This window comes from Candidatus Latescibacter sp. IFSED24, assembly GCF_058273205.1.
On sequence record NZ_CM177850.1, the window covers coordinates 585,937 to 612,700 of the forward strand.

Below are 26,764 nucleotides of genomic sequence, written 5' to 3' on the forward strand. Positions count from 1 at the left end.
ATCGATTGGCTGCAACCCCGCGCCGGGTGTAGCTTTTGCGCAGAATTCCGTCCTTCCTCGCAGCCAGAAGTGGAGGAGATCGTCATGCCACTGGTACCCATGCGCATCCTGCTGGACCACGCCGCCGAACACGACTACGGCGTGGGCGCCTTCAACGTCAACAACATGGAACAGATCCAGGCCATCATGATGGCGGCCACCAAGACCAACAGCCCGGTCATCGTCCAGGCCAGCCGCGGCGCCCGGTCCTATTCCAACGACAACTACCTGCGGCATTTGATGCTCGCGGCCGCCGAACTCAACCCGCAGATCCCCATCGCCATGCACCAGGACCACGGCAATAGCCCCGCCACGTGCTTCAGCGCGATCCAGCAGGGCTTCACGTCGGTGATGATGGACGGGTCGCTGGAAGCCGACGGCAAGACGCCGGCGAGCTACGAGTACAACGTCGAGGTCACCCGGAAGGTGGTCGACGTGGCGCACACCCTGGGGGTCACCGTGGAGGCCGAACTGGGTTGCCTGGGCGGCATCGAGGACGGCCACGGCGCGGGCCTCACGGGCGACGAGGCGCTGGCCCACCTGACCGACCCCGACCAGGCCGGCGAGTTCGTCGCGGCCACCGGCTGCGACGCCCTCGCGGTGGCCATCGGCACGAGCCACGGCGCCTACAAGTTCAAGAAGAAGCCCACCGGCGACGTGCTGAAGATGGACGTGATCGAGAAGATCCACGCCAAGCTGCCCAACTGCCATCTGGTGATGCACGGGTCGAGCTCGGTGCCCAAGCACCTGGTGGACATCATCAACGAGTTCGGCGGCGACATGCCCGAGACCTACGGCGTGCCGGTGGAGAACATCCAGCGCGGCATCAAGCACGGCGTGCGCAAGATCAATGTCGACACCGACAACCGCCTGGCCATCACCGGCGCCATCCGCAAGGTCTTCGCCGAGACGCCCGGCAAGTTCGACCCCCGCGACTACATGAAGCCCGCCCGCGAGGCCATGGCCGTGGTGGTGGAGGACCGCATGGTCGCCTTCGGCCAGGCGGGCTGGGCCGACAAGATCAAGTGCATCAGCCTGGTGGACATGGCCGCCCGCTACAAGTAGGCGCTTCATTTCGGCCTGGTCAGTGATTAGATTGCGGGTGCGAAACCCGATCAGGAGCCGGCGGTCGCCCTCGGGGTGGCCGCCGCTCTCATGGAGGCACCAGCGTGTACGGAGCGATCAAGGACCTGCTGGCGGGCGAACTGGCCACCATCCGCGAGCAGGGCCTCTACAAGGATGAGCGGGTCCTCCAGGGGCCCCAGGGCGCCGAGGTCACCGTGGGCGGCCGCACCGTCCTGAACTTCTGCGCCAACAACTACCTGGGACTGGCGTCGGATCCGCGCGTGGTGGCGGCGGCGCAGGAGACCCTGGCGCGCTGGGCCTACGGACTCAGCTCGGTCCGTTTCATCTGCGGCACCACCGAGCTGCACCGCCAGCTCGAGCGCGAGCTGGCCGACTTCCTGGGCCTGGAGGACACCATCCTCTACGCCGCCTGCTTCGACGCCAACGGCGGGGTGTTCGAGCCGCTGCTGGGCGAGTACTCGGCCATCATCACCGACCAGCTCAACCACGCCTCGATCATCGACGGGGTCCGCCTCTGCAAGGCCCGCCGCTACATCTACCGCCACGCCGACATGGAGTCGCTGGAGAACCGGCTCCGCGAGGCCCAGGAGGCGCGCTACCGCGTGATCGTCACCGACGGCGTCTTCTCCATGGACGGCGACTTCGCCAACCTGCCCGACATCTGCGACCTGGCCGATCGCTACGACGCGCTGGTCCTGGTGGACGAGAGCCACGCCACCGGCTTCACCGGCCCCACCGGCCGCGGCACCCACGAGAAGTTCGGGGTCATGGGCCGGGTGGACATCATCACCACCACCCTGGGCAAGGCCCTGGGCGGCGGCCTGGGCGGCGCCACCTGCGGGCCGGGCGAGGTCGTCGAATGGCTGCGCCAGAAGTCGCGCCCCTACCTGTTCAGCAACTCGATCCCGCCGGTGGTCTGCGGCGCCTCGCTCGAGGTCCTGCGGATCCTGCGCGAGGACCCTGAGCCGCTGCGCACCCTCGACGCCAACCAGAAGGCCATCCGCCAGGGCTTGACCAACCTGGGCTTCGACATCGATCCCGGCGACCACCCCATCGTGCCGGTCCATTTCCGCCGGTTCGACAACGACGCCATCATGGCCCAGAACGTCTCGCGCGACCTCCTCGCCGAGGGGATCTACTGCATCGGCTTCAGCTTCCCCGTGGTGCCCAACGGGCAGGCTCGGATCCGCTTGCAGGCCTCGGCGGCCCACACGCCCGAACACATCGACCGGCTGCTCGCGGCCTTCGCCAAGGTCGGCAGGCAGCACGGGGCCATCTAGGAGCTGCGCATGACCGCGCTGGAGACCATCCTCGCCAGGAAGCGGCTGGAGCTGGCCGACCTCACGACCCTGCTGTCGCTGGAGGATCCGGTCGAACTGCAGCGTCTCTACGCAGCGGCCTACGCGGTCAAGCTGGCCGAGGTCGGCCCGGTGGTCTACCTGCGCGGACTGATGGAGATCACCAACGTCTGCGCCTGCGACTGCCTGTACTGCGGGATCCGCCGGGGCAATCCCGGCCTCGAGCGCTACACCATCGACGAGGACGAGGTGCTGGCCGCCGCCCGCTGGGCCTGGGAGCAGGGCTTCGGCTCGGCCGTGCTGCAGGGCGGCGAGCGCAGTGACGCCGCCTTCCTCGCCTACGTCGAGCGCCTGCTCCGGGGCATGCAGGAGATCTCGGGCCGCGCCATGGGGGTCACCCTCTCGCTGGGCGAACAGCGCGAGGAGACGTATCGGCGCTGGCGCGAGGCGGGCGCCCACCGCTACCTCCTGCGCGTCGAGACCACCAACCGCGACCTCTTCGCCGCCATCCACGCCGACGAGCAGAGCTTCGACCAGCGGCTGGCCTGCCTCGACCGCCTGCGCCGCTGCGGCTATCAGGTGGGCACCGGCGTGATGATCGGCCTGCCCGGCCAGACCGCCGAGGACCTGGCCCGCGACGTGCTGTTCATGCGCGACCAGGACGTGGACATGGTGGGCATGGGCCCCTTCATCCCGCACCACGACACGCCGCTGGCCGAAAGCCTCGGCGATTTCGCCGCGGTCCGGGCGCGCCAGCTCGAGCTGGGCCTGAAGATGATCGCCTGCGTGCGGCTTGTGCTGCGCGACGTGAACATCGCCGCCACCACCGCGCTGCAGGCCCTGGGCGAGGATGGCCGCGAGCGGGGGTTGCTGGCGGGCGCCAACATCCTCATGCCCAACGTCACCGACACCCGGTTCCGCCGCGGCTACCAGCTCTACGACGGCAAGCCCGGACTGGACGAGGGTTCAGAGGAGAGCTGCCGGGCGCTCGAGCGGTCGGTGGCAGCCATCGGCGAGCGCATCGGGTACCTGCAGCCGGGGACCAGTCCGCACTACCTGCGCCGGACGGCCGGTTGACCAGTTTTCGGTTCGGAACTTGCCGCCGGGGCCCCCTGCGCTTACCTTCCCGCCGACTTTCGCGCCACAGCAGTGCGCAACACCAGAGGTTGGCTGCGGCCGACCTCTTCTTTCATGGGCTGAAACCGGGACGACGATCATGACGAGCGACCTCACCAGGGTCCGGAACATCGGCATCAGCGCCCACATCGATTCGGGCAAGACCACGCTGACCGAGCGGATCCTCTTCTACACCGGCCGTATCCGTGCCATCCACGAGGTCAAGGGCAAGGACGGCGTGGGCGCCACCATGGACTCCATGGACCTCGAGCGCGAGCGCGGGATCACCATCCAGTCCGCGGCCACTAACTGCGACTGGGACGGCCACAACATCAACATCATCGACACCCCGGGGCACGTCGACTTCACCATCGAGGTGGAACGCGCGCTGCGGGTGCTCGACGGCGCGGTGCTGGTGCTCTGCTCGGTGGCGGGGGTGCAGTCGCAGTCGATCACGGTCGACCGGCAGATGAAGCGGTACAAGGTGCCGCGGCTGGCCTTCGTCAACAAGTGCGACCGCTCGGGCGCCAACCCCATGCGCGTCACCGACCAGCTGCGCGAGAAGCTCGGCCACAACGCGGTGATGATGCAGCTGCCGCTCGGGCTCGAGGCCGCCCACAACGGCGTCATCGACCTGGTGCGGATGCAGGCGGCGCATTTCGAGGGGCCCAACGGCGAGACCGTGGTCTGGGGCGACATCCCCGAACCGCTGCGCGTGGAGGCCGAGGCCCGGCGCGAGGTCATGCTCGACGCCGTGAGCATGTTCAGCGACGACCTCACCGAGGCCATCCTCGAGGAGGCCGTGACCGCGGACCTGATCCACGACGCGGTGCGCAAGGGCGTGCTGGCCAACGAGCTGACCCCGGTCTTCCTGGGCAGCGCCTACAAGAACCGTGGCGTCCAGCTGCTGCTCGACGCGGTGATCCGCTACCTGCCCGACCCCACCGAGGTCCAGAACGAGGCCATCGAGATCCTCAGGGGCGGCGAGGAGCGCAGCTTCGTCCTGAGCAACGATCCCGCGGGCGAGCTCATCGCCCATGCGTTCAAGCTGGAGGACGGGCCCTACGGCCAGCTCACCTACATCCGTCTCTACCAGGGCGAGGTGCGCAAGGGCAGCGACATCGTCAACACGCGCACCGGCAAGAAGGTCAAGGTGGGCCGCCTGGGCCGGATGCACGCCGATCAGATGGAGGACATCGAATCGGCGGCGGCCGGCGACATCGTCGCGCTCTTCGGCATCGATTGCGCCAGCGGCGACACCTTCACCGCCGGCAGCCAGATCTCGCTGACCAGCATGCACGTGCCCGAACCGGTGGTCTCGCTGGCGATCATTCCCAGCGACGGCAAGGCCCAGGCCAAGATGTCCAAGGCGTTGCATCGGTTCACCCGCGAGGACCCCACCTTCCGGACCGCGGTGGACGCCGAGACCGGCGATACCCTGATCCGGGGCATGGGTGAGCTGCACCTCGACGTCTACGTCGAGCGGATGAAGCGCGAGTTCGGCGCCGAGGTCACCACGGGGCAGCCCAAGGTGGCCTACCGCGAGACCATGACCGGCGCGGTGGCGTTCAACTACATCCATCGCAAGCAGACCGGCGGCTCGGGCCAGTACGCCAAGGTCATCGGCCGCATCGAGCCCAGCGAGGATGGCGAGTTCCACTTCGAGAGCGCGGTTGTCGGCGGCAACATCCCCACCGAGTACATCGGCGCCTGCGAGAAGGGCTTCGCGAGCTGCATGGAGGAGGGCGCGTTCATCGGGGCGCCGGTCCAGGGCCTGAAGGTGGTCCTCGAGGACGGCGACAGCCACGCGGTGGACTCGTCGGACATGGCCTTCGCCACCGCCTGCCGCATGGCGTTCCGGGAGTCCTACGTCAAGGGCAATCCGGTGGCGCTGGAGCCCCTGATGATGGTCTCGGTGGAGGGGCCGGGCGAGTTGCAGGGTGAGGTTCTGAAGACCCTCATGCAGCGGCGCGGCATCATCGTCGGTACCACCGAGGACACCGGTTTCGTGCGCATCGATGCCCACGTTCCCCTGGGCGAGATGTTCGGCTATGCCAGCGTCTTGCGCTCGGCCACCGCGGGCAAGGCCGAGTTCACCATGGAGTTCGCGCGCTATGCGCCGGCGCCGGCCGACACGGCCGAGCAGCTGCGCAAGGATTACCTGGAAAAGCGGTCCCAGGGCAACTAGACTGGCAGGAGCAGGAGCATGAGCATGAATGTCTTCGAGAAGAGCCCGGTGCGGGTCCTGGAGAAGGCCCTGGGTGGTGGGCTGGGCCGCGGCAACTTCGGGGTCGTGGTGTCGCGGACCGGCGTGGGCAAGACCGGCTTCCTGATCGGCCTGGCCCTGGACCATCTGCTGCAGGGGCGCAAGGTGCTGCACATCTCCACCAAGGAGCCCGTGGAGCGCCTGCAGGCCTATTACGACCAGGTCCTGCAGGCCTACGCCGAGCAGCTCCACCTGGACCGCATGCTCGAGCGACAGCTCGACGTCGAGCGCGGCCGGCACATCCTGGTCTACAACCCCGAGACTTTCACGCTCGAGAAGCTGCGGCAGTCCATCGCCTTCCTGCGCGACGGCGCCGATTTCCGCCCCGACATGGTGATCATGGACGGAACCCCGCGTTTCGAGTACAGCGAGGACTGGGAGATCCAGGGCATCTGCGACCTGGCCCGGGAGATGGACGCCGAGATCTGGACCGGCAGCAACCTGCACCGCGAGGGTCAGGAGCTGGACGACCGCGGCATCCCGCGCGAGGTGGCCTGGCACGAGGAGAACCTGGCGGTGATCCTCAGCTTGCAGCCCCAGGGCGACCACATCCGCGTCCAGATCCTCAAGGAGCACGACAGCGAGCAGCCGGCCACCGTCTCGCTCGAGCTGGATCCCGAGACGCGGGTGCTCCGCTGGCGCTAGCCGGGCCGACTGGAGGGGCGAACGTGCCCGACATCGATGTGGCCGCCAACCTGGCGCGACTGCGCGAGCGCCTGGCCGCCGCCTGCCGCGGTGCCGGCCGCGCCGAGGATGCGGTCCGCCTGGTGGCGGTGACCAAGCGCATCCCGCTGGACCTGGTCGTGGCCGCGGTGACGGCCGGCCAGCGGGATCTGGGCGAGAACCGTATCCAGGATGCCCTGCTGCGCCAGGACGAGCTCGCGGCGGCCATGCCGGCGCCCGCGCCACCGGTCCGCTGGCACTTCATCGGCCACCTGCAGCGCAACAAGGCGGCCCGTGCGGCCGGACGCTTCACCCTCATCCACGGGGTCCATTCGGCCGACCTGGCCCGCCGGCTGGACCGTCAGGCTGGCGAGCTGGGCGTGGTCCAGCCGGTGCTCCTGCAGGTCAACGTCACCGAGGAGCCGCAGAAAGACGGGGTTGCCCCCCGGGGGGTGGAGGCTCTAGCCTGTGCGGTGGCGGACCTGGCGCACCTGGACCTGCGCGGCCTGATGGCCATGGGCCGGGCCGGCGCGCCGGAGGCGGAACTGCGGCGCAGCTTCGCCGCCGTCCGCGAGTTGCGAGACGAGGCGGCCCGGGCCTGTGGCCGGCCGCTCCCCGAGCTGAGCATGGGCATGAGCGGGGATTTCGAGGCGGCCATCGCCGAGGGGTCCACGCTGGTGCGCGTCGGGACGGCGGTGTTCGGACCGCGTGCGGACTGACGCTGGCACCGGTCTTGATGCGTTCAGCCGGTAGACACCGATTCTTCGGCCCAGGTGGTCGAAAACTGGCCGGTCGCGCCCGCGGGTTGGCCGCTCCTGAAGGAGAGACAGATGAGGATCACGCCCCTGGACGTTCGCAAGCAGGAATTCAAGCGCGGCATGCGGGGCTTCGACAGCGATGAGGTGCGGGCCTTCCTGACCACCCTCGCCGACGAGTACGAGGCCGTGCTGGTGGACAACAAGCAGCTCCGCGAGCGCGTCCTCGAGCAGGACGAGAAGCTCTCCGAGTACCGGAACCTCGAGCGGACCCTGCGCGACACCCTGATGACCGCCGAGAAGGTCACCCAGGAGGCGCGCGAGACCGCGCGCAAGGAGGGCGAGGTCCTGCTGCAGGAGGCGCGAAACAGGGTCCAGCAGGTGCTGGCCGAGGGGCGGGCCCAGCTCGACGAGCTGCGGCGTGAGGCCCTGGCCGTGCACCGCGAGAAGGAGACCTACCTCGGTCGCTTCCGCAGCCTGGCCGAGGCCCAGATCCAGTTCACCGAGCAGCATCGCACCGATTTCAAGGACTTCGACGGACGCTTGCTCGACCACATCGACGTGCTGCCCGAGGCGTCCGGCAGGACCGGATCGGACACGCCGACCGCGCCGCCGGTGGCGTACGGTCCGGCCCCGGCGCCCAGCGCCCATCTCGACAGCGCCAACGACCAGTGGCGCGACTACGCCATCGAGGCCGAGAAGTCCGCCGCCGCGGCGGCGGAGTCCAGGCCCGAGGTCAGGCCCGAAGCCGCACCGCAGGACGCGAGTCCGGAGGTCGATCAGGTCGCGGGCCTGGTCCAGGACGCCGAGCAGACCCTGAAGCCCACGGTCGAGCCGATGGACCAGACGCCGGCGGCCGAGGAGGCTCACCGCTCCTGACAGCCGCGCGCAACACCAGGAAGGGCGGGGATCGACCGATTCCCGCTCTTTCTGCTTTTTTGGCGACTGGCGGCGTGTTAATTTACCATGCCCTCTATCGCCCGGCCCACAAGGCCGGGATGCGCATAACATGCTCCGGAGGTTGGGCTTGAGCGATCTCTACTCCCGCATCCAGGAAGCGGCCGAGTTCATCGGCGCCCGCGCATCGATCCGCCCCGAATACGGGTTGATCCTGGGGACGGGTCTGGGCAAGCTGGCCGGCCGGATCGAGAACCCGGTGTCCATCCCCTACGGCGAGGTGCCGCATTTCGTGGAATCCACCGCCACCAGCCACGATGGCAACCTGGTGCTGGGGACCCTGGAAGGCCGGGCCGTCTGCGTGATGCAGGGGCGCACGCACTACTACGAGGGGTACTCCATGGAGGAGATCACCCTGCCGGTGCGCGTGATGAAGGCGCTGGGCGCGCATTCGCTGATCATGAGCAACGCCGTGGGCGGCATGAACCCCAAGCATCGCCCTGGCGACATCGGTGTGATCGTCGATCACATCAACTTCATGGGCGACAACCCGCTCATCGGGCCCAACGACGAGCGACTGGGGCCGCGCTTCCCGGACATGAGCGAGCCCTACGACCGCGGCTATATCGCGCTCTGCGACGAGGTCGCCCTGGAGCAGCGGCTGGCGCTGCGGCACTTCGTCTACGTGGCCGTGGCGGGGCCCAATCTCGAGACCGCCGCCGAGTACCGCTTCCTGCGCCTGCTGGGAGCCGACACGGTGGGCATGTCGAGCGTGCCCGAGAACCTGGTGGCCGTGCACGGCGGCCTGAAGGTCCTGGGCATCTCGGTGATCACCGACGCCTGCCTGCCGGACAACCTGCACCCGGCCCGGGTCGAAGACATTCTCAAGACGGCGAACGAGGCCCAGCCCAAGCTGGAGGCCCTCGTCACCGGATTCCTGCGGAAGGCGCCGCGCCCTTAGCACGCCGCGCCAGCCGCCAACCTGCGAGGACGTTCGCGGACATGGCCGAGCTGTACCCATCCCCGTCGCGACCCTTCCACGATGCCGAATCCGAGCATGGCATCAGTGCGTTCTGGCGCGAGCACGACACCTTCCGCCGCAGCATCGCGCAGCGCGAGGGGGCGCCCGACTGGGTCTTCTACGAGGGGCCGCCCACGGCCAACGGCAAGCCGGGCGTGCACCACGTCATGGCGCGGCTGTGCAAGGACATCATCTGTCGCTTCAAGACCATGACCGGCCACCGCGTGGTGCGCAAGGCGGGCTGGGACACCCACGGCCTGCCGGTGGAACGGTCGGTGGAGAAGACCCTGGGCATCCAGGGGGCGCAGGAGATCCTCGACTACGGCCTGGCGGCCTTCAACGACAAGTGCCGCGAGAGCGTCTGGTCGTGCAAGGCCGAGTGGGACGAGTTCACCGAGCTGCTCGGCTACTGGGTCGACCTGGACGACCCCTACATCACCTACACCAACGAGTACATCGAGTCGGTGTGGGCGATCCTGCAGCGCTTCCACGCCGCCGACCTCCTCTACCGCGGCCACAAGGTGGTGCCCTACTGCCCGGTGTGCGCCACTCCGCTGTCGAGCCACGAGATGGCCAACAGCTACCAGACCGTCAGCGACCCCTCGGTCTTCGTCCGCCTCAAGGCCTCCGATGCCGACGAGTCGTTCCTGACCTGGACCACCACACCATGGACCCTGCCCAGCAACGTGGCGCTCGCCGTGGGCGAGGACTTCGACTACGTCCGCGTCCGCCACGGCGACGAGGTGCTGATCCTGGCCGAGGCCCGCCTCTCGGTGCTCGACGCCGAACGGGGCATCGAGGTGCTCGAGACCTTCAAGGGCCGCGACCTGCTGGGCCGGCACTACGAGCAGCTGCTGCCGTTCTGCGCGGTACCCGAGGGCAAGGAAGCGTTCAAGGTGGTGGCCGCCGACTTCGTGACCCTCGATTCGGGCACCGGCATCGTCCACATGGCGCCGGCCTTCGGCGAGGACGACTTCCAGGTGGGCCAGCGCGAGGACCTGGCGTTCTTCAAGCCGGTGGACCAGAACGGCCAGTTCACCGCCGAGGTCGCGCCCTGGCAGGGCCTGCACGTCAAGAAGGCCGACCCCAGGATCGTCGAGCATCTCCAGGAGCACGGCCAGCTCTACGCCAAGGCCACCTACACCCACGAGTACCCGTTCCACGACCGCTGCGGCAACGCGCTCATCTACTACGCCACGCCGAGCTGGTTCATCGCCACCAGCAGGATGCGCGAGCAACTGGTGGCCGCCAACAAGGACATCGTCTGGGCGCCGCCCGAGGTGGGGTCGGGCCGGTTCGGCAACTGGCTCGCCGGCAACATCGACTGGTCGCTCAGCCGCAACCGCTTCTGGGGCACGCCGCTCAACGTCTGGGTCTGCCAGGCATGCGGCGGGCTGCACCTGCCCATCAGCCGCGCCGAACTGAGCGAGCTCACCGGCCGGGACCAGAGCGGCCTCGATCTGCACCGGCCGCACGTGGACGACCTCACCTTCGGCTGCACCCACGAGGGCTGCCAGGGCACCATGCGCCGCACGCCCGAGGTCATCGACTGCTGGTTCGACTCGGGCTCCATGCCCTTCGCCCAGTACCACTGGCCGTTCGAGAACGAGGAGCTCTTCCAGAACCAGTATCCCGCCGACTTCATCTCCGAGGGTATCGACCAGACCCGCGGCTGGTTCTACACCATGCTGGTGATCGGCACCTTCCTCACCGGCCGCAGCAGCTACAAGCGCTGCCTGGTCAACGAGCTGATCCTCGACCGCAAGGGCAAGAAGATGTCCAAGTCGGTGGGCAACACCGTCGACCCCATGGCCATCATGCGCCAGCACGGCGCCGACCCCCTGCGCTGGTACATGATCACCGTCAATCCGGTGTGGATCCCCACCAAGTTCGAGGAGTCGGGCGTGGACGAGGCGCGCAGCAAGCTGCTGGGCACGCTCGAGAACACCTACAGGTTCTTCGCCACCTACGCCAACCTCGACCGCTGGACGCCCGATCCGGCGCGTGCCACCGCGCCCGATCTGCTCGACCGCTGGATCATCAGCCGCCTGCAGTCGGTCACGCGCTCGGTCCACGACGACCTCGAGGACATGAACCTCACCCGCGCGGGCAAGACCCTCGCCGCCTTCGTCCTCGACGACGTGAGCAACTGGTACGTCCGGCTCTCGCGAAAGCGGTTCTGGCACGGCGAGGTCGACACCGACAAGCACACCGCCTACACCACCCTCTTCACCGTGCTCGAGACGGTGCTGCGCCTCCTGGCGCCCTTCGTGCCCTTCACCGCCGAGGAACTCTACCGCGGCCTGCGCGGTCACGAGCAGGCCGACCTCTCGGTCCACCTGCAGGACTTCCCGGCGGTCGACCCGACGTTGCAGGACGTGGATCTCGAGCGGCGCATGCAGGCGGCCCAGGACGTGGTGGGCCTCGGGCGCAGTCTGCGCCAGGAGACCCAGCTCAAGGTGCGACAGCCGCTGGGGCGGCTCCTCGTGCACAGCACCGACGATCGTGCCGCGGGGCTGCTGGGCGACGCGACCCTGACGAGCTACGTGGCCAGCGAACTGAACGTGAAGCGGCTCGAGGCCGTGGCCGATCCCCGCGAGGTGGCCACCCTCGCCGCCAAGGCGAACTTCCGGGCGCTGGGACCGCGCTTCGGCAAGCAGTCGCCGGTCTGGGCCAAGGCCATCGACGCCCTGACGCCCAACCAGGTGATGCACCTGCGCGAGCATGGGCAGATCGATGTCGAGGCCGACGGGCGGCAGGAAACCCTGGGTTTCGAGGAGATCCAGGTACGCCAGGAGGGGATCGCGCCGTTCGCCGCCACCGGGCAGGGCGGGCTCACGGTGGCGCTCGATACCACCCTCGACGACGCGCTGCGCGCCGAGGGCCTGGCCCGCGAGATCATCAACAAGGTGCAGAATCTGCGCAAGAAGAGCGGCCTCGAGGTGAGCGACCGTATCCGCCTCGTGGTGGCCGGCCCCGATGCGGTGCAGGCGACCGTGGCCGTCCATGCCGATCGTATCTGCCAGGAGACCCTGGCCGAATCGCTCGCGGCAGCAGGCGACATGCCGCATGGCGATACCTTCCGGATCGAGGATTCGGAAATCACCGTCAAGCTCGCCAAGATCTGAGCGCAGCGGAAGGGGACACGCATGCGCAAGACCGAACTGCAGCGGTTCCGCAAGCTCCTGATGGCCGAGAAGGAGCGGGTCATGCACTCCATGGCCGACCACCACAAGGTCATCCGTGGCCTCGACGGCCAGGACGGCGGTGGCACCGGCAAGGCGCATTCCAATCACCTCGCCGACCAGGGGACCGACGAGTACCAGTACGAGGCCACCATCCAGTTCGCCAGCACCGAGGGGCGGTACCTCTACCACATCGAGGAAGCGCTCAATCGCATCGAGGATGGCAGCTACGGCAAGTGCGACGAATGCGGCGGCAAGATCAGCATGGAGCGCCTGCGCGCCCTGCCGCACGCCCGCCTCTGCATCGAGTGCAAGGAGAAGGAAGAGGAAGGACGCCTTTGATGCGGCGCTCCTCTGCCTGGCTCTGGGCCGTCGGACTGTTGATCGTGGACTTCGTCAGCAAGCGCCTGGTGCTGGCCCATGCCGAGACCCTGCGCTTCGACCGGGTCGAGGTGCTGGGCGACTTCTTCCGTCTGGCCTACGTGCGCAACCCCGGCGCCGCCATGGGCCTGACTCCCTTCGGCCGCTGGATGCTGGTGGCGATCAGTGCCAGTGCGGCCGTCCTGCTGATCTGGTTCCTGCTGGCGACTCCCGCCGTCCAGCGCTGGCGCCGCCTGGCCATGGGCCTGATCCTCGGCGGCGCTCTGGGCAACCTGGTCGACCGGGTGTTCTACGACGGGCTGGTCGTGGACTTCCTCGATTTCGGTATCGGGCCGCACCGGTTCTGGACCTTCAACGTGGCCGACATCGGGGTGACGTGCGGTGGCGCCCTGCTCCTCTTCTGCCTGCTGGCCGAGGAGCGCCGCGAACGGCGGGCCCGGCGTCTCGGCCATGACTGAACAGCCCCTCCATTTCGTCGTCACCGCCGAGGAGGCCGGCCAGCGCCTCGATCGCATCCTGGCCGAGCGCCTGCCCGGGCTCAGCCGCAGCCACATCCAGAAAGCCTTCGCCGCCGAGGCGGTCACCGTGGGGGGACGGCTGCGCCCCAAGTCGTTCCGCCCCGCCGCCGGCGACGAGATCGCGGTGAGCATCACGGCACCGGAGCCTCCCACTGCCAGCCCCCAGGACATCCCGCTGGACATCGTCTACGAGGACGCGGACCTGCTGGTGATCAACAAGCCGGTGGGACTGGTGGTGCATCCGGCCCCGGGACATGCCGACGGCACCCTGGTCAACGCCCTGCTCCATCATCAGCGCGCCCTGGCCGACACCGGCGACCCGCTCCGCCCGGGCATCGTGCACCGCCTCGACCGTGAGACCAGCGGGCTCCTGGTGGTGGCCCTCAGCGCGGTGGCCCACCGCACCCTCGCTGCCCAGCTGCGCGACCGCACCCTGGGCCGGGTCTACCTCGCGTTGAGCTGGGGCCTGTGGCCCGAGGCGACCTGCGAGCTCCGCGGGAATCTCGGTCGCCACCCGACCGATCGGCAGCGGATGGCCGTGGTCCCGCGTGGGGGACGCGAGGCGATCACCCATGTCGAGGTCTGCGAGGACCTGGAGTTCGTCCAGCTCTGCCGCGTGCGCCTGGAGACCGGACGGACCCATCAGATCCGTGTGCACTTCGCCCATCACGGCCACCCGGTGGTCGGCGACCCGGTCTACGGCGATGATCGGCGCGCCCACAACGTGCGCCCCGTGGACCGCCAGGCGGCCGCCCGGCTGGTGGCGGCGGCGCCTCGGCAACTGCTGCACGCCGCCGAATTGCATCTCGAGCACCCGGCGGACGGCCGCCGGCTCTCGTTCACGGCCCCCCTGCCCGAAGATTTCGACAACGCCCTGTCGGGACTGCGGCGCGAACTCGGTCGCAGCGAAGGTGGCCCTGAGGCTGGACAGGAAAGGTCGGCTGAACTATCCTGCCGTGACGTGCCGCAGGAGTGAGCCTCCACCGACCAGAGGAGTGACGACGCGTGAAGATCAAGGAACGGCGGCGCGACGGGATCGCCATCCTGGACATGAGCGGCAAGCTCATGGGGGGGCCCGACGCCGAAGCCTTCAACGAAGTGCTGCGGACCATCATGCACGAGGGTGTGGTCAACTTCATCGTCAACATGGAGAAGGTGAAGTGGGTCAACAGCACGGGACTCGGGATCCTCATCTCGGGGTACACCACGGTCAACAGAGCGGGCGGGGAGTTGAAACTGCTGAAGGTCACCGAGCGTATCGAGAACATCTTCATCGTGTCCAAGCTGTCCACCGTCTTCCACTCCTTCGAGGATGAGGACGAGGCAGTCCGGAGTTTTGCCTAACCTTGGACGGGGGACCGACGTGAACTCCCGCATCGAACTTAAGCTGCCCAGTCAGATGGCCTTCCTCGGCGTGCCCGACGCGGTGCTACTCGAGGTGGGGAGCGATCTGGACTGTCCCCGTCAGCTTCTCGAGGAACTCGGCACGGCGGTCATCGAGGCCTGCACCAACGCCATGGAGCACGGCAATCAGCTTGCCGAGGAGCGCCCCATCGAGGTCCATATCGAGGTGGGCGAGAACCAGATCCACGTGGCCGTCATGGATGATGGGCCGGGATTCGACTACTCGTCCTGGCAACCGGCCGAGGATCTCATGCGCGAACGCGGGCGCGGCATCCTCATCATGCGCGAGTTCACCGACGAACTCACCTATGGCCGAGCCAGCGACGGCCGCTTCCGCGTCCGGCTCACCAAGAACCTGAACCATTCGGATTGACCCGCCGCTCATGCCTGTCCTCATCGGACTCGACTACGGCCTGCGTCGCATCGGTATCGCCGTCAGCGATCCCGAGACGCGGTTGGCTCTGTCCGTGGGGGTCCACGTGGAAGGCCGTGACGGCTCCATCCTGCAGCGGTTGCGCGACCTGGCCGCCGAGCGCGGCGCCACGGGCGTGGTCATGGGGCTGCCGCTGACCGCCGACGGCCGCGAGACCGACATGGCGGCCCGGGTCCGGCGATTCGCCAGCAGGGTCGAGGAGGCGCTGGGACTGCCCATCGTCCTGCTCGACGAACGCTACACCAGCCAGGAGGCCGCGCGCGCCATCGCCCTGCGGGGGCGCCCCGCCCGGCGGGGCGAGGTGGACGACGTGGCGGCCCAGATCATCCTCCAGAACCATCTGGACCGACTCGCGGCGGACTCGTCATGAGGGGACGTCGCTGGCTTCGTCTGCTGGTGGCGACGACCCTGGCGTTCCTGGTCGCGGGGGTCATCCTGGGAATCATCGCCTGGCGGGCCTGGACCACGGGCCCCGCCCCACGGTCCGCCCAGCCGCCGGTCACCATCGTGCGGGTCGCACCCGGCGCCACGCTGCACCACGTGGCCGGGCAGCTGCAGCAGCAGGGTCTCCTGCGCCATCCCCGGATCTTCCTGCTGGGAGCCCGCCTCAGCGGACGCGACCACACCTTGCAGGTCGGACGGTACGAGATCCCGACCGGCGCCTCGCCGCGCCGGATCCTGGCGCTGCTGCTGGCCGGGCGTCCCCTGCCGGTGGTGGTGCAACTGACCGAGGGCCTGGAGGCGGCCGCCCTCGCTCGCAGCCTCGCCGACAGTCTCGACCTGGATCCCGCGGCCATCCTGGCCGCGGCCGACACCATGATCCGGCGCGGCGCGGACACGCTCATGACCGCGGTCGAGCGCCGCCGGCTGACCGAGGTCATCGAAGCGACCGGCGGCGACCGCGAGATCCACTGGTGCGAGGGGTATCTGGCGCCTGACACGTACCACTTCGCCGAGGGCAGCGACGCGGCCACGGTGGCCCGGAGCGTGGTCGGGCTGCAACTGGCGCGGCTCGACAGTCTCGCCACCGGCCAGCCCTTCTCGCCCCACGCGCTGGTGACCCTCGCGGCCATCGTCGAGGCCGAGGCCCAGCTTGCCGAGGAGCGCCCCAGGGTGGCGGCGGTCTATCATAACCGGCTCGCCAACGGCATGCGCCTGGAGGCCGACCCCACCGTGGCCTTCTGGTTAAGCAAGCGCGGCCAGCGGCTCCTCTACAAGGATCTCGAGGTGGACTCGCCGTACAACACGTACCGCCGCGGGGGTCTGCCCGCGGGACCCATCGGCTGCCCCGGGACCGCGGCCCTGGCGGCCGCCGCGGCACCGGACACCTCGTGCCGGGCGCTCTACTTCGTGGCCGACGGCGAGGGCGGGCACGTCTTCTCGCGGACGCTCGCCGAGCATCAGGAAGCCGTCGAGCGTTATCGCCGCCTCATGCGTCAGCGCCGACGTTGACGCCACCGCACCCAGGCCGTAACCTTGCGGCGGACACCTGCCAACGAGGAAGGCACACCGTGAGTTTCATGCGCCAATACTGGATCCTCCTGCTGGGCCTGGCCGCCATCGGCCTCGGTTACGTCCTGCTCGACGCTCAGCGACTCTCCTGGGGCCCTTTGCTCCTCGTCGGTGGTTACTGCGTGGCGCTACCCGTCTTCATCTGGCGCCAGTTCCGCAGCGGGGTGGGCGAATAGCTCAGCTGGTTAGAGCACCTGCCTTACAAGCAGGGGGTCACAGGTTCGAATCCTGTTTCGCCCACCACGATTGATCTACAATGCTTAAATTTGAACCAATGGGCTCTCGCTGGCATCTGGTGGCGAATGACGAATCTTGCCGTCATCGCGACAGATACGGTATTGCAAATTATTGGTATGCTGGGAAAAAAGATAGTTGCTTGCGGCGCTCCCCTGTGGTAGTCTAATACACGTCAAGTGATGGACTCCGAGTGGGAAGGAGGACTCTACGCGGTTCTCACACGTACTCCGCCTGGGTTAGCCACCCTCGCTTGAACGGATCACTTTTGGAGGTGACCTAATGCTTCGTAGGTTCTTGCTCGGCATCCTGGTCGTGAGCCTGGCTAATTTGGCTTGGGCTGGCGTTCCTGACCTAGGCCTGTCGACTGCTGTTATTCCCGATGGTGCTGCTGGCGCTTCGGTGTTTGCACTGCCCAATGGTCTGGGATCGAGTCTGGATGAGGCCTTCGCCGATGGCGGCGCCACCGTGGATGCCACCATCACCCTGACGCTGGTCGACAGCAACGGTGATGGCATCTTCCTGTATCCTTTCCAGGATCTGTGGCTCGAGACCAGCGACGATGGCCTGGCGTACTGCAACGGCGGTACCGACGCTGATGCCTCCACTGACGAGAACGGTCAGACCACCTGGACCAACCCGGTCAATGGTGGCGGCTGCTCCGAAGGGGAGACGGTGGAGATCATTGTCGCGGGCAGCCCCCTCAGCGGTGGTGGCCTGGACATTACCTTCAACAGCGCCGATCTGAACGGTGATCTCGCCGTGAACCTGGCTGATATCGTGACCTTCACGCAGGTTCTGAACGGTGACTATTCTTACTGTGCCGATTTCAACAACGACAATGCCATCAACCTGGCGGACATCGTCCGCATGACCGGTGGCATTGGCGCGGGCTGCAACTAGTCCAACTAGGCTGTAGACCATCACAAACGTGCCGGAAGCTGCCCCGCCGATGCAGGCGGCGGGGCAGCAGGGAACCAGCCCCCTCCGGCATCTTCATCAGACCTGCGCTGCTTCAGGAGAGCAACCATGAAGAAATTGCTAGTTCTGGCTCTGGTGGCCCTGATGGCCAGCGGCGCCCTCGCCCAGGAAGAGAACGAATTCGGTCTCTGGACCGATGGTGCTGGCGGCTACGAGAACTTCAAGCTGATCGAGCAGTACCAGCCGTTCAACCTCTACATCACGCTGCACAACGCTAGCGTGAGCTCCGTCGGTGGCTACGAGGTCGGTTGGACCATGCCCCCGCTGACCATTCAGAACCTGGATATCTACGGTGGCAACAACTTCGGTGGCGATACCAACCACCTGGTCGGCTACCCGACTCCGCAGCCTGTGGATGGCGAGATCTTCATCTGCGCCACCATCGGTGTCATTTCCCTCACCCCCCCGGCTGAGGTTTTCGAGGCCATGATGATGGCTGCCGATCCTCCGAGCATCCCCGGCCACAACGGTCCGGTGATCTCCAACGGCGCCAACCCCGATGACCTGATCCCCTGCGGATTCATCACCGGTCAGCCCCACGTCTTCACCTTCAATGCTGAGAGTGGCCCGACCGCTGTTGAGAACCACAGCTGGACTGGCGTGAAGGCTCTGTTCGACTAATCTCGATCAGGCGTCTTTTCCCGAGAGCCCTGGACTTCGGTCCGGGGCTCTTTTTACGTTCTGATGCCCTCGATCCGTGCAACCTGCACCAGGGACCAAACAGGAGTTTAATCCGGGGGTTTCCCCGTGTTTCCTTTTGTTTACGATGGCTTCAGGTGTGGTATCGTTGCTTGACAGGACCGATCTTTGCGGGGATATTCATGCAGCAGAAGACCGGTGGAAGCGCCGGACTCCGGTCAACTTGGGCACGGAGCTCAGGGTAAGGCTGCCCGCAACGGCCCATCTAGACCGGGCAGGAGGCTCGGTCGGGTCGGGTGCAGCAGGCTGATATCTAGTCTGACCTGGCCCGTTGCAGAGGCGCGATGCCTCAGGCCGGCGCTCGAAAGAAATCCTGGGCTGATTCGCTAGCCGAAATGGAAAGGGGAAGACTCATGCGCAAGACGGTCAACGCTCTGTTGGGAATGGCTCTGGTGGCCATGATCCTGCCTGCGGCCTCCATGGCCATGGACCCGCCGGTGGACAACGGCTTCAGCATGCTCTGCGTCTACACGACTTGGGACGAAACCGATGGGCCGGGCGACAACTTCATCCCGGCGTACGGCCTTTTCACGCCGTACCCCATCAAGATCGTCCTGTACTATCCTGAGGGTGTGTCCCAGACGCTGGGTGGCTTCGAGTTCCAGATCCTGTTCGATAATGCTGGCACCAACCTGGTGCAGGGCACCAACGTCAGCTTCGCGGTCGAGAACTGGGTTCCTGGCCAGGGCGGCATCACCAACTTCGGCAGCGGCAGCTTCATGTACCTGGCCGGTGTGAACACCCCCGTGCCCCATTTCGGTGAGCCGGTGGTGATCTTCGATGGTTCGATCCTCTTCCTGAACGTGCCGACTCCGGGAGAGCCTGTGTTCATGCGGTTCGGTCCTGCCAGCCCGCCGACGGTCCCGGGCCAGATGACCTACAACGACAACGGCAACCCCGACATCTTCTTCGCCATGTACCCCAACAGTGTGGATGGGGACCTGTCTCTGCCCGTCTTCGGCTGGGGAACTTCGGTTTCCGTCGAGGCCAAGAGCTGGTCCGAGGTCAAGGGCCTCTTCCAGTAGAGTCTGGACTGGCGACGTATCGTGAGACGGGGCGGGCCGACCCGCCCCGTCGTCGTTTGACCCCCGCCGAATGCCTTGGTATACTTCCCTATGTCGTGAAATCGAGCCCACCCCTGATCGATTCCGCTGAACCCCCTGAGAATGGAGCCGCGATCCATGTCCGTTGACCTGTCTGTGGACAGGACATGGCAGGTCCGCACCCTGGGACCGGTCGTCCTGCTGATGGCCCTGGCGACCCCCATCCTCGCTGCCGGCGAGCCGACAGTGCTTTCGAGCACGCGCGAGGAGATCCACTTCTCTCTGGACCTGGCCCAGCCGCAATGGCAGGCCGGCCCCCGGATCGACGGCGATCCCACCTGGGAGCTCCGGATCGACGGCTGCGTGAGCATGGCCCTGCCCGGGCAGATCCGCACGCCGCGCCAGGGTGGCTGGCTGGTGATCCCGCCCGGGACCACGCCGCGTCTCGAGGTGGTCAAGGAGGATTGGCAGCCGCTGGATGGACGGCGTCTGATGCGGGCGTCGGTCCCGGTGATGCAGCGCGACCCCGCCACCGACGAGGTGTTCGAGCAGCCGTGGCTGCCGCGGCCGGGCTTTGCGCCGCCGCTGGATCAGGTGCCGGCCTCGGTGCAGGAGGACATGCGGCGTCCCGATCCCGCGCTGGCGGCGGGCCCCGCGGTGACCCTGGGCGAGGTGTCCTGGTGGCGCGGCCGCCGCATCGTGTCCTACTCGGTGCAGGCCGTGCGCGCGAGCAGCGACGCCCGGGCCCAGCGCGTGCTCGCCGGAGGCGAGTGGCGCATCCGCTTCGTCGACGATCCGGCCGCAGGCAAGGATGCACCGCCGAGCGCCCGTCAGCGTCGCACCGCCAAGGGCGACGACCGCTTCGCGGGCTTCTTCCTCAACGCCGACCAGGTGACCCGGCTGCCGCTGGAATCGACCCACCTGGGCAGCCTGCCGCCGCGGCCGCTGCGGCCGCGCGACAAGGCCCAGGACCTGGGCCATCCCCAGGTGCGGATCCTGGTCAACCGGACGCAACTCTACCGGGTGCGCGCGAGCGAGTTGCTGGCCAACAACCTGCTGCCGGGCGAGGCGGTGGCCGAGAGCGCGATCCGGCTCTACCAGCGGCGCTATTCCGCGGACCTGGACGATCCCGCCGACGATCTCTCGCGTCCCTACGTGGAGGTGGAGGTGCCCATCCACATGGTGGGCGAGGGCGACGGCTTCGACGGGGACGACCTGTTCCTCTTCTGGGCCCAGCGACCCCGCGACGACGGCCCCTTCAGCTACACCGTCGGCGACCAGACCTACGCGCTGGACTCGGCTGGCGACGACCGGGAGATCGCCAACGAGTACAATGTCTACTGGCTGCAGCTGGCCACGCCCACGCCCGGCGAGACCTGGGCGCGCATGGAGCAGGTGAGCCTGCCGCCGTCGGATGGGACGCCGGAGGAGACCTACCGCCGGATCGACTACTACGAGGCGGCGCTGGGCTACCGCGAGAACATCCCGGGCATCACCATGGACCGGTACTACTACAATACCGTCCTCGACTACACGGCCGAGGTCGCGCTGGATTTCAAATCGCCGCAGCCCGACCAGACCGGCGCGGTGCTGCAAGCGGGGATCTCGGGGAATTCCAACAGCAACCGGAACCTCCTGCTGGACCTCCTCAACGACGGCTCGGTGGTCCACACGCTGCCCGGCTTCCTCATCGCCACGCGCTACGAGCGCATCTACGAGACCGCGCTGCCGGCGAGCGTTCTCTTCGAGGAGAACCTGACCTTCCGCATGCGCAACGCCATCACCTCGCTCAACCTGTTCTCGTTCCTCGACTGGGTGCGCGTGGAGTACGACGCGCACTACGAGGCGCCCCTCGAACGGCTTCATTTCCCCGGCGGCGACGAGACGGCGATCATGAACCTGGAGATCCCCGGCTTCACCACCGACGACGTGGGGCTCGTCGAGGTGACCGACCCACGCCGGCCCAGATTCGTCGCCCTGACGCGCAGCAACGTGACCGCCGACGGCGACGGCTACCTGCTGTCGCTGCAGGTCGACCAGACGAGCGGCCAGCGTGAGTTCTACACCGCAGCCCGCATGACCAGCAACGGCGTGCCAGACATCCGCTACACCGAGGCCGAGGCGGTCGCCGATCCGGTGATCCCCACCCAGCTGCTCGAGAGCGACGCTGAGGTGATCGTGGTGACGCACCCCGAGTTCCGCGAGGGCGCGGACCAGTGGGTGGAGTACCGGCGGCAGCGTGCGGGCGGCGGCCTGACCTTCCAGGTGGTCGAGCCACAGGACCTCTACGACTGGTACTCGGGCGGCCTCAAGTCCCCCTGGGCCATCAAGCGCCTGGCCAATCACGCGCTGGCCAGCCCCACCTGGGGCACCTGGGCGCTGGTGATCTTCGGCGACGCCAACGAAAACCCGCGCATGCTGGGCGTGACCGGCAACGGCCAGGACTGGGCCCGCGACTGGGTGCCGACCCATCACCATATCCAGACCGCCAGCAGCAACCTGGCGCCCGAGGTCCTGGCCTCGGACAAGTGGTACGGCAACCCCGACGCGGGCGATTCCGGCTTCCCGGAGACCATTTCCGAACCCGCCGATCTGTACGTCGGCCGGATCAGCTGCAACAGCGGCGCCGATGTGGAGCTGATGCTCACCAAGATCCAGCAGGTGGAGAACGCCAGCGACGGCCAGAGCTGGCGGCGGCGCGGGATCTTCATCGCCGATGATGCGTGGTCGAGCAGCACGCTGGCGGTCGAGGGCACCATCGTGACCTATCAACCATCGGAAGTGGCCTTCGAGAACAGTGAGTCTTACATGGGCGGCCTCTGGGTCGAGAATGCCGGACTGGTGTCGCTCGAGGCGGATACCGTGCTGCTGCGTCCCTTCATGGATCCGCTGCACCCGGACATCGGCGACACCGTCGAGCTGGATGAGGCGCGCAACTGGTGCGTGGCCAGCGGGGCGCCAGGGGCCTTGATCGCAGCGTTGAGCAACGGCGGCCTCATCGCCCACTACCAGGGCCACGCCAACCACTGGCTGCTCTGCCACGAGATCTGGTTCCAGGATGACGATCGATCGACGGCGAACCGCGACGATGTCGATCTCCTGCAGAACTCGGGCCGGCCGTGGGTCTTCTTCGGCATGGGCTGCCACCTGGGCGATTTCATCCAGAACGTGGGGCACCCCTCGGGGAACATCGATCCCAACATGGGCGAGAAGTTCCTCTTCAACACCCAGGGCGGCGCCTCCGCGGTCTACGGCAGCAGCGGCTACGAGTACCTCAACAGCAACGAGATCCTCAGCCGCGAGACCATCAGGATCATGACCCAGGAGCCGCCGCACGTCGCGATCGACGGCGCCGAGGTGACCAGCCGCTGGCTGCTGGGCGAGCTGATGTGGGCCGCCGAGGCGTCGGTGCTGAGCCTCTCCCAGAGCTCCACCAACCGCCGCATGGTCTACCAGTACGCCATCCTGGGCGATCCGCTGATGGTGCTGGACTGCGGTCCCCCCGAGTTCGACGCCGTGCTCGAGGGCGAGGGTGGCGGGGCCATCTCGGGCGAGGCCGACCTGCCCGCCATCGACGCCTCCGGCCAGCGCACGATCACGTTGCAGGCGCGCGACGAGGCGGGGATCGACCGCCTGCTGGTGCTCGACAGCACGGGCCAGGACCTCACCGGCCAGACCGTGGTGGAGACGCCGTACTACGACAACGGCAGCCGCCAGGTCATGGACTACCAACTGACCCTGCCGGTGCGGCCCTTCGATCACGACCTGCTGGTGCACCTGTACGACAGCGCGGCGCCGCCGTCGGCCACCGACGGCGTGGTGCTCACGCTGCACGTGGTCCAGGAGGCGGCCACGATCTTCGTGGCGGACAGCGAGCCGCTGGATCCCGCATCCTTCACGTTCACGCCGGGCGAGCCGGTGGACTTCGAGACCACCGTCAGCAGCGCGGCCTGGTTCGACGAGGAGACCGTGGTCACCCTGACCGGCCAGAACCTCGCGCTCTCGGCGGTGAGCCACTCCGTCCTGGATGCCCACACCCTGCAGGTCGCCTTCACCGCCACCGCCTCGGCCAGCAAGGCCGAACGGGGCGTGGACCTGACGATCGACGGGTTCACCAGCTACATCGAGCTGGAGACCACCGAGGCGCCGCCCACGGAGATCGACATCACCGGGCTGGTGAACTTCCCCAACCCCATGCGCGAGGGCACGAAGTTCGTGTTCGGCACCGGCCTGCACGGCGGGCGCGGCAAGGTTCGCGTGTGGACGGTGAGCGGTCGCTACGTGGCCGAGGTGCCTTTCGCGCTGGCCGGAACGGGCCAGGAGGTCGTATCCTGGAACGGTCGCGACCGCGAGGGCGACCAGCTTGCCAACGGGACGTACCTGTACCGCGTGGAGATCGACAGCGCCGCGGGCCTGGTCTCCAGCGGCATGCAGAGGCTGGTCATCATGCGCTGACACGGAGGTGCGCATGTCTCATCGTTCTGATCATCGGTCGCGCCGTCGCCTGCGGGTGGCGGCGCGGCTGTCGCTGCTCGGACTGCTCCTGGCGCTGAGCACGGGCTGCATGGCCCCCAAGAAGGTCACCACCGACGCGCGGCCTCTCGGACCCGCCCCGGCGCCCGCCGACGGGCCCGTGCTCGTGCGGGTGGGGCTGGCCGAGAACCTCGCCAAGCAGCGCGTCACCTGCGATGGCCCCTGGCACCTGGCCTCGGGCAAGCTCGGCCGCAAGGTCCTCGACCTCACCCCGGGCGACACCGTTTCCACCTGGCACCTGCAGAGCAAGGTGATGTACGCCAGCGATCTGCAGGGCGGCATCATGGACTGGATCATCCTGGCCAGCGACGACCCCGACCACGTGCTGCGCTGGGACGACCGCCCGTGGCGCGGCGAGCTGCACTTCGTGCCCACCCCGCAGGACTCGGTGGGCATGTCGCTGATCAACGTGCTCGAGCTCGAGAGCTACCTGGCCGGGGTGGTGCCCGGCGAGATCGGCCGCGGCCGCCAGGCCACCGACCTGGCCGCGGTGGAGGCCCAGGCCATCGCCGCGCGCACCTACACCGCGGCCCACCTCGACGGCCGCGGCGACCGCGGCTTCGACGTCTACGCCGACACCCGCGACCAGGTCTACGGCGGCGTGGCGGTGGAGGACTCGCTCTGTTCCGCCGCGGTGGCCGCCACCGCGGGGCTGGTGCTGCGCCGCGACGGCGAGCTGGTCGACACCATCTACCACTCCACCTGCGGCGGCCACACCGCCAGCGCTCACGAGATCTGGCCCGTGGATTCCGACCCAGTGCTCCAGGGCCGCGCCGACCGGCGCCCCGACGGCAATCCCTGGTGCGCCGAGAGCAAGTACCTCCAGTGGCGCCAGCAGTGGACCTGGAGCGAGCTGACGCGCGTGCTCCAGCGCACGCTGCCCGCGTACCTCGACATCGTGGCCGCCCCGGCGCGCGCGGCCTGGGCTGCCGACGCCTTCTCGCCCGCGGTGGGCGGCGCCGACGGCCGCGATCCCGGCGCGCTGCACGACCTGGAGATCCGCTCGCGCACCAGCGAGGGCCGGGTCGACGTCCTCGAGATCACCACCGACGCCGGCCTCTACCGCGTCCGCGGCGACCGCACCCGCTGGGTGCTGCGCCCCCCCAGCGGCAGCCCGGCGCTCCTGCGCAGCGCCTGGTTCGACCTGGAGGTGGACGCCGGCCGCGGGGTGACCGCCGTGGGCCGCGGCTGGGGCCACGGCCTGGGCCTGTGCCAGATGGGCGCCGTGGGCCGCGCGCGCGCTGGCCAGGATGCGCGCGGGATCCTGTCCTACTACTATCCCGGCACGTGCATCGAGCCGCTGGGCACGGTGGCGATGCCGTGAACGAGCTGGCCACACGTCTGGTGGTGGGCCTGGCCGGTCCGGAGTTGCACCCGCGCGAGCGCGACTGGCTCGCCCACTGGCGCCCCGCCGGGGTGATCCTGTTCGCCCGCAACTGCCTGGATACGGCCGGCTGCCGCCGCCTCATCGCCGAGCTCCACGCCGTGCTGCCCGCCGGCGCCGAGATCTGCGCCGACCACGAGGGTGGCGCGGTGTCGTTCCTGCAGGCCGCCGCGGGCCGCCCGCCGGCGCCGCGTCTTCTGGGTGACCTGGACGATCCTGACCTCACCCGCCGTGTCCACGAGGAGACCGGCCGGCGCCTGCGCGACCTGGGCCTTGGCCGCGTGCTCGCCCCCTGCTGCGACGTCCTCGACGAGCCCCACAATCCGGTGATCGGCGCCCGCGCCTTCGCCGCCACCGTGGACCGCACTGCGCGCCACGCCGCCGCCGCCATGGCCGGCCTCGCGGTCGCCGGCCTGCGCGGCTGCCCCAAGCACTGGCCCGGACACGGCGCCACCAGCCGCGACACCCACGACCATCCCGCCGCGGCCGCGAACCCGGACCGCGACGCCCCCTTCCGCGCCGCGCTCGCCGCCGGCGCCGACGCCATCATGGTGGGGCACTTGCCGGTGGCCGCCGATCGTCCGCCCCTGACGGTGGACGCCGCGGGCCTGGCCGCGCTGCGCCGCGAGCTGGGCTCCGGCGTCCAGATCTGGAGCGACGACGTGAGCATGGGCGCGTTGCGCGCCCCCCTGGCCGAGCGCGGGCTCGGCGCCGGCGACGGCCGCACCGAGGGCCTGGCCGACCCCGCCATCCTCACCGCGAGCTGGCTCGAGGCCACGGGGGGCTGCGACCGCGTCCTCCTGCGCGGCATTCCCTGGCGCGCGCTGCCCCTGCCCGACGACGGCGGCCCCCGCCTGCCCACGGACCCGCCCGCCCTCGACCTGGCCGTCTGCGGCCCCGCGGCCGCGTCCTACGACGAGGCCCGTCGCCGGGCGGCCGCCCCGATTCGCCTGCGTTCCGGTCCCGACCGCGTGCTCTGGCTCGACGCCACCAGCGGCGACCGCCTGGGGGAGGCGGGCGGCCTCGAGCCGCGTCTCCGGTCCTGGTGGCCCCGCCTCGACCGTCTCGATCCCCTAACGCCCAGACTGGCCCCCGGAGACCCCTACGCGGCGCTCCTGGTCACCTCGCACCGCCCCCTCACCGTGGCGTTGGCGCAGCTCCTGGAGCCGCTCGCAGCCGCCCTGGGCACCGCCCTGGCCGCGGGCCATCCCAGCCTGGCGGGCGATCTGGAACGCCTGCTGGGACCCGGGTGGGAGATCGACGCTGTGGCCGACTGCTCGGCCGCCGATTTCGCCCCGCTGGCCCCCTGAAAAACT

General features: G+C 68.5%; 23 protein-coding genes and 1 tRNA gene. All 24 read left to right on the plus strand.

What is annotated here, in order from left to right; genetic code table 11:
- The first annotated feature begins 84 nt into the window (after positions 1-84).
- The 24 genes from fba (at position 85) to IFSED24_RS02375 (ending at position 26,758) form a co-directional block, all read left to right on the plus strand.
- A complete protein-coding gene (gene fba, locus IFSED24_RS02260) occupies positions 85-1,104 on the plus strand; it encodes a class II fructose-bisphosphate aldolase (RefSeq protein WP_491333605.1) in 1,020 nt (339 codons plus the stop codon).
- A 104-nt stretch (positions 1,105-1,208) separates the two neighbouring features.
- A complete protein-coding gene (gene kbl / locus IFSED24_RS02265; RefSeq protein WP_491333606.1) occupies positions 1,209-2,405 on the plus strand; it encodes a glycine C-acetyltransferase in 1,197 nt (398 codons plus the stop codon).
- A 9-nt stretch (positions 2,406-2,414) separates the two neighbouring features.
- A complete protein-coding gene (gene hydE / locus IFSED24_RS02270; RefSeq protein WP_491333607.1) occupies positions 2,415-3,500 on the plus strand; it encodes a [FeFe] hydrogenase H-cluster radical SAM maturase HydE in 1,086 nt (361 codons plus the stop codon).
- Positions 3,501-3,639: 139 nt separating this feature from the next.
- Positions 3,640-5,727: an elongation factor G gene (fusA, locus tag IFSED24_RS02275; RefSeq protein ID WP_491333608.1), complete on the plus strand. Its 2,088-nt coding sequence runs from the start codon at positions 3,640-3,642 to the stop codon at positions 5,725-5,727.
- Positions 5,728-5,745: 18 nt separating this feature from the next.
- Positions 5,746-6,450 carry a hypothetical protein gene (locus IFSED24_RS02280; RefSeq protein ID WP_491333609.1) on the plus strand — a complete coding sequence of 235 codons (705 nt, stop codon included), beginning with the start codon at positions 5,746-5,748 and terminating at the stop codon, positions 6,448-6,450.
- Positions 6,451-6,473: 23 nt separating this feature from the next.
- Positions 6,474-7,187, plus strand: a complete 714-nt coding sequence (locus tag IFSED24_RS02285; protein WP_491333610.1) for a YggS family pyridoxal phosphate-dependent enzyme — start codon at positions 6,474-6,476, stop codon at positions 7,185-7,187.
- Between the two features lie 111 nt (positions 7,188-7,298).
- Positions 7,299-8,102 (plus strand): DivIVA domain-containing protein, encoded by an 804-nt coding sequence (locus IFSED24_RS02290; RefSeq protein WP_491333611.1) that lies wholly within the window; start codon positions 7,299-7,301, stop codon positions 8,100-8,102.
- Positions 8,103-8,250: 148 nt separating this feature from the next.
- On the plus strand, positions 8,251-9,081 hold the full coding sequence (locus IFSED24_RS02295; protein WP_491333612.1) for a purine-nucleoside phosphorylase: 831 nt from the start codon (positions 8,251-8,253) through the stop codon (positions 9,079-9,081).
- Between the two features lie 41 nt (positions 9,082-9,122).
- Positions 9,123-12,269, plus strand: a complete 3,147-nt coding sequence (ileS, locus tag IFSED24_RS02300; RefSeq protein WP_491333613.1) for an isoleucine--tRNA ligase — start codon at positions 9,123-9,125, stop codon at positions 12,267-12,269.
- A gap of 21 nt (positions 12,270-12,290) precedes the next feature.
- Entirely contained in the window at positions 12,291-12,668 is a 378-nt protein-coding gene (locus tag IFSED24_RS02305; protein WP_491333614.1) for a TraR/DksA family transcriptional regulator, read from the plus strand.
- A complete protein-coding gene (lspA, locus tag IFSED24_RS02310; protein ID WP_491333615.1) occupies positions 12,668-13,165 on the plus strand; it encodes a signal peptidase II in 498 nt (165 codons plus the stop codon). The genes IFSED24_RS02305 and lspA overlap by 1 nt, the downstream gene beginning before the upstream one ends.
- Positions 13,158-14,201: an RluA family pseudouridine synthase gene (locus tag IFSED24_RS02315; protein ID WP_491333616.1), complete on the plus strand. Its 1,044-nt coding sequence runs from the start codon at positions 13,158-13,160 to the stop codon at positions 14,199-14,201. Before lspA ends, IFSED24_RS02315 begins: the two co-directional genes overlap by 8 nt.
- Positions 14,202-14,230: 29 nt before the next feature.
- Positions 14,231-14,569, plus strand: coding sequence for an STAS domain-containing protein (locus tag IFSED24_RS02320; RefSeq protein WP_491333617.1), 339 nt, complete (start codon positions 14,231-14,233; stop codon positions 14,567-14,569).
- A gap of 19 nt (positions 14,570-14,588) precedes the next feature.
- On the plus strand, positions 14,589-15,002 hold the full coding sequence (locus IFSED24_RS02325; protein WP_491333618.1) for an ATP-binding protein: 414 nt from the start codon (positions 14,589-14,591) through the stop codon (positions 15,000-15,002).
- A 10-nt stretch (positions 15,003-15,012) separates the two neighbouring features.
- Positions 15,013-15,432, plus strand: coding sequence for a Holliday junction resolvase RuvX (gene ruvX / locus IFSED24_RS02330; RefSeq protein ID WP_491333619.1), 420 nt, complete (start codon positions 15,013-15,015; stop codon positions 15,430-15,432).
- Entirely contained in the window at positions 15,429-16,514 is a 1,086-nt protein-coding gene (mltG, locus tag IFSED24_RS02335; RefSeq protein ID WP_491333620.1) for an endolytic transglycosylase MltG, read from the plus strand. The genes ruvX and mltG overlap by 4 nt, the downstream gene beginning before the upstream one ends.
- Before the next feature lie 59 nt (positions 16,515-16,573).
- Positions 16,574-16,750, plus strand: coding sequence for a hypothetical protein (locus tag IFSED24_RS02340; protein ID WP_491333621.1), 177 nt, complete (start codon positions 16,574-16,576; stop codon positions 16,748-16,750).
- Positions 16,741-16,817, plus strand: a tRNA-Val gene (locus IFSED24_RS02345). Before IFSED24_RS02340 ends, IFSED24_RS02345 begins: the two co-directional genes overlap by 10 nt.
- A gap of 273 nt (positions 16,818-17,090) precedes the next feature.
- Positions 17,091-17,711 (plus strand): hypothetical protein, encoded by a 621-nt coding sequence (locus tag IFSED24_RS02350; protein ID WP_491333622.1) that lies wholly within the window; start codon positions 17,091-17,093, stop codon positions 17,709-17,711.
- A gap of 126 nt (positions 17,712-17,837) precedes the next feature.
- Positions 17,838-18,410, plus strand: a complete 573-nt coding sequence (locus IFSED24_RS02355) for a hypothetical protein (RefSeq protein ID WP_491333623.1) — start codon at positions 17,838-17,840, stop codon at positions 18,408-18,410.
- Positions 18,411-18,841: 431 nt separating this feature from the next.
- Entirely contained in the window at positions 18,842-19,513 is a 672-nt protein-coding gene (locus IFSED24_RS02360; protein WP_491333624.1) for a hypothetical protein, read from the plus strand.
- Between the two features lie 156 nt (positions 19,514-19,669).
- Positions 19,670-23,986: a C25 family cysteine peptidase gene (locus IFSED24_RS02365; protein WP_491333625.1), complete on the plus strand. Its 4,317-nt coding sequence runs from the start codon at positions 19,670-19,672 to the stop codon at positions 23,984-23,986.
- A 13-nt stretch (positions 23,987-23,999) separates the two neighbouring features.
- A complete protein-coding gene (locus tag IFSED24_RS02370) occupies positions 24,000-25,388 on the plus strand; it encodes a SpoIID/LytB domain-containing protein (RefSeq protein WP_491333626.1) in 1,389 nt (462 codons plus the stop codon).
- The gene (locus IFSED24_RS02375; protein WP_491333627.1) at positions 25,385-26,758 is read left to right on the plus strand and encodes a glycoside hydrolase family 3 N-terminal domain-containing protein; all 1,374 of its coding nucleotides are present in this window, start codon (positions 25,385-25,387) and stop codon (positions 26,756-26,758) included. Before IFSED24_RS02370 ends, IFSED24_RS02375 begins: the two co-directional genes overlap by 4 nt.
- Positions 26,759-26,764 lie beyond the last annotated feature (6 nt).

What these genes read in the sequence shown, in the direction of transcription:
- IFSED24_RS02370 (WP_491333626.1), top strand. Translation starts at nt 24,000, where the DNA reads ATGTCTCATCGTTCTGATCATCGGTCGCGCCGTCGCCTGCGGGTGGCG.
- ileS (WP_491333613.1), top strand. Translation starts at nt 9,123, where the DNA reads ATGGCCGAGCTGTACCCATCCCCGTCGCGACCCTTCCACGATGCCGAA.
- mltG (WP_491333620.1), top strand. Translation starts at nt 15,429, where the DNA reads ATGAGGGGACGTCGCTGGCTTCGTCTGCTGGTGGCGACGACCCTGGCG.
- hydE (WP_491333607.1), top strand. Translation starts at nt 2,415, where the DNA reads ATGACCGCGCTGGAGACCATCCTCGCCAGGAAGCGGCTGGAGCTGGCC.
- fusA (WP_491333608.1), top strand. Translation starts at nt 3,640, where the DNA reads ATGACGAGCGACCTCACCAGGGTCCGGAACATCGGCATCAGCGCCCAC.
- IFSED24_RS02350 (WP_491333622.1), top strand. Translation starts at nt 17,091, where the DNA reads ATGCTTCGTAGGTTCTTGCTCGGCATCCTGGTCGTGAGCCTGGCTAAT.
- IFSED24_RS02355 (WP_491333623.1), top strand. Translation starts at nt 17,838, where the DNA reads ATGAAGAAATTGCTAGTTCTGGCTCTGGTGGCCCTGATGGCCAGCGGC.
- fba (WP_491333605.1), top strand. Translation starts at nt 85, where the DNA reads ATGCCACTGGTACCCATGCGCATCCTGCTGGACCACGCCGCCGAACAC.
- IFSED24_RS02360 (WP_491333624.1), top strand. Translation starts at nt 18,842, where the DNA reads ATGCGCAAGACGGTCAACGCTCTGTTGGGAATGGCTCTGGTGGCCATG.
- IFSED24_RS02365 (WP_491333625.1), top strand. Translation starts at nt 19,670, where the DNA reads ATGTCCGTTGACCTGTCTGTGGACAGGACATGGCAGGTCCGCACCCTG.
- IFSED24_RS02305 (WP_491333614.1), top strand. Translation starts at nt 12,291, where the DNA reads ATGCGCAAGACCGAACTGCAGCGGTTCCGCAAGCTCCTGATGGCCGAG.
- IFSED24_RS02280 (WP_491333609.1), top strand. Translation starts at nt 5,746, where the DNA reads ATGAGCATGAATGTCTTCGAGAAGAGCCCGGTGCGGGTCCTGGAGAAG.
- lspA (WP_491333615.1), top strand. Translation starts at nt 12,668, where the DNA reads ATGCGGCGCTCCTCTGCCTGGCTCTGGGCCGTCGGACTGTTGATCGTG.
- ruvX (WP_491333619.1), top strand. Translation starts at nt 15,013, where the DNA reads ATGCCTGTCCTCATCGGACTCGACTACGGCCTGCGTCGCATCGGTATC.
- IFSED24_RS02290 (WP_491333611.1), top strand. Translation starts at nt 7,299, where the DNA reads ATGAGGATCACGCCCCTGGACGTTCGCAAGCAGGAATTCAAGCGCGGC.
- IFSED24_RS02315 (WP_491333616.1), top strand. Translation starts at nt 13,158, where the DNA reads ATGACTGAACAGCCCCTCCATTTCGTCGTCACCGCCGAGGAGGCCGGC.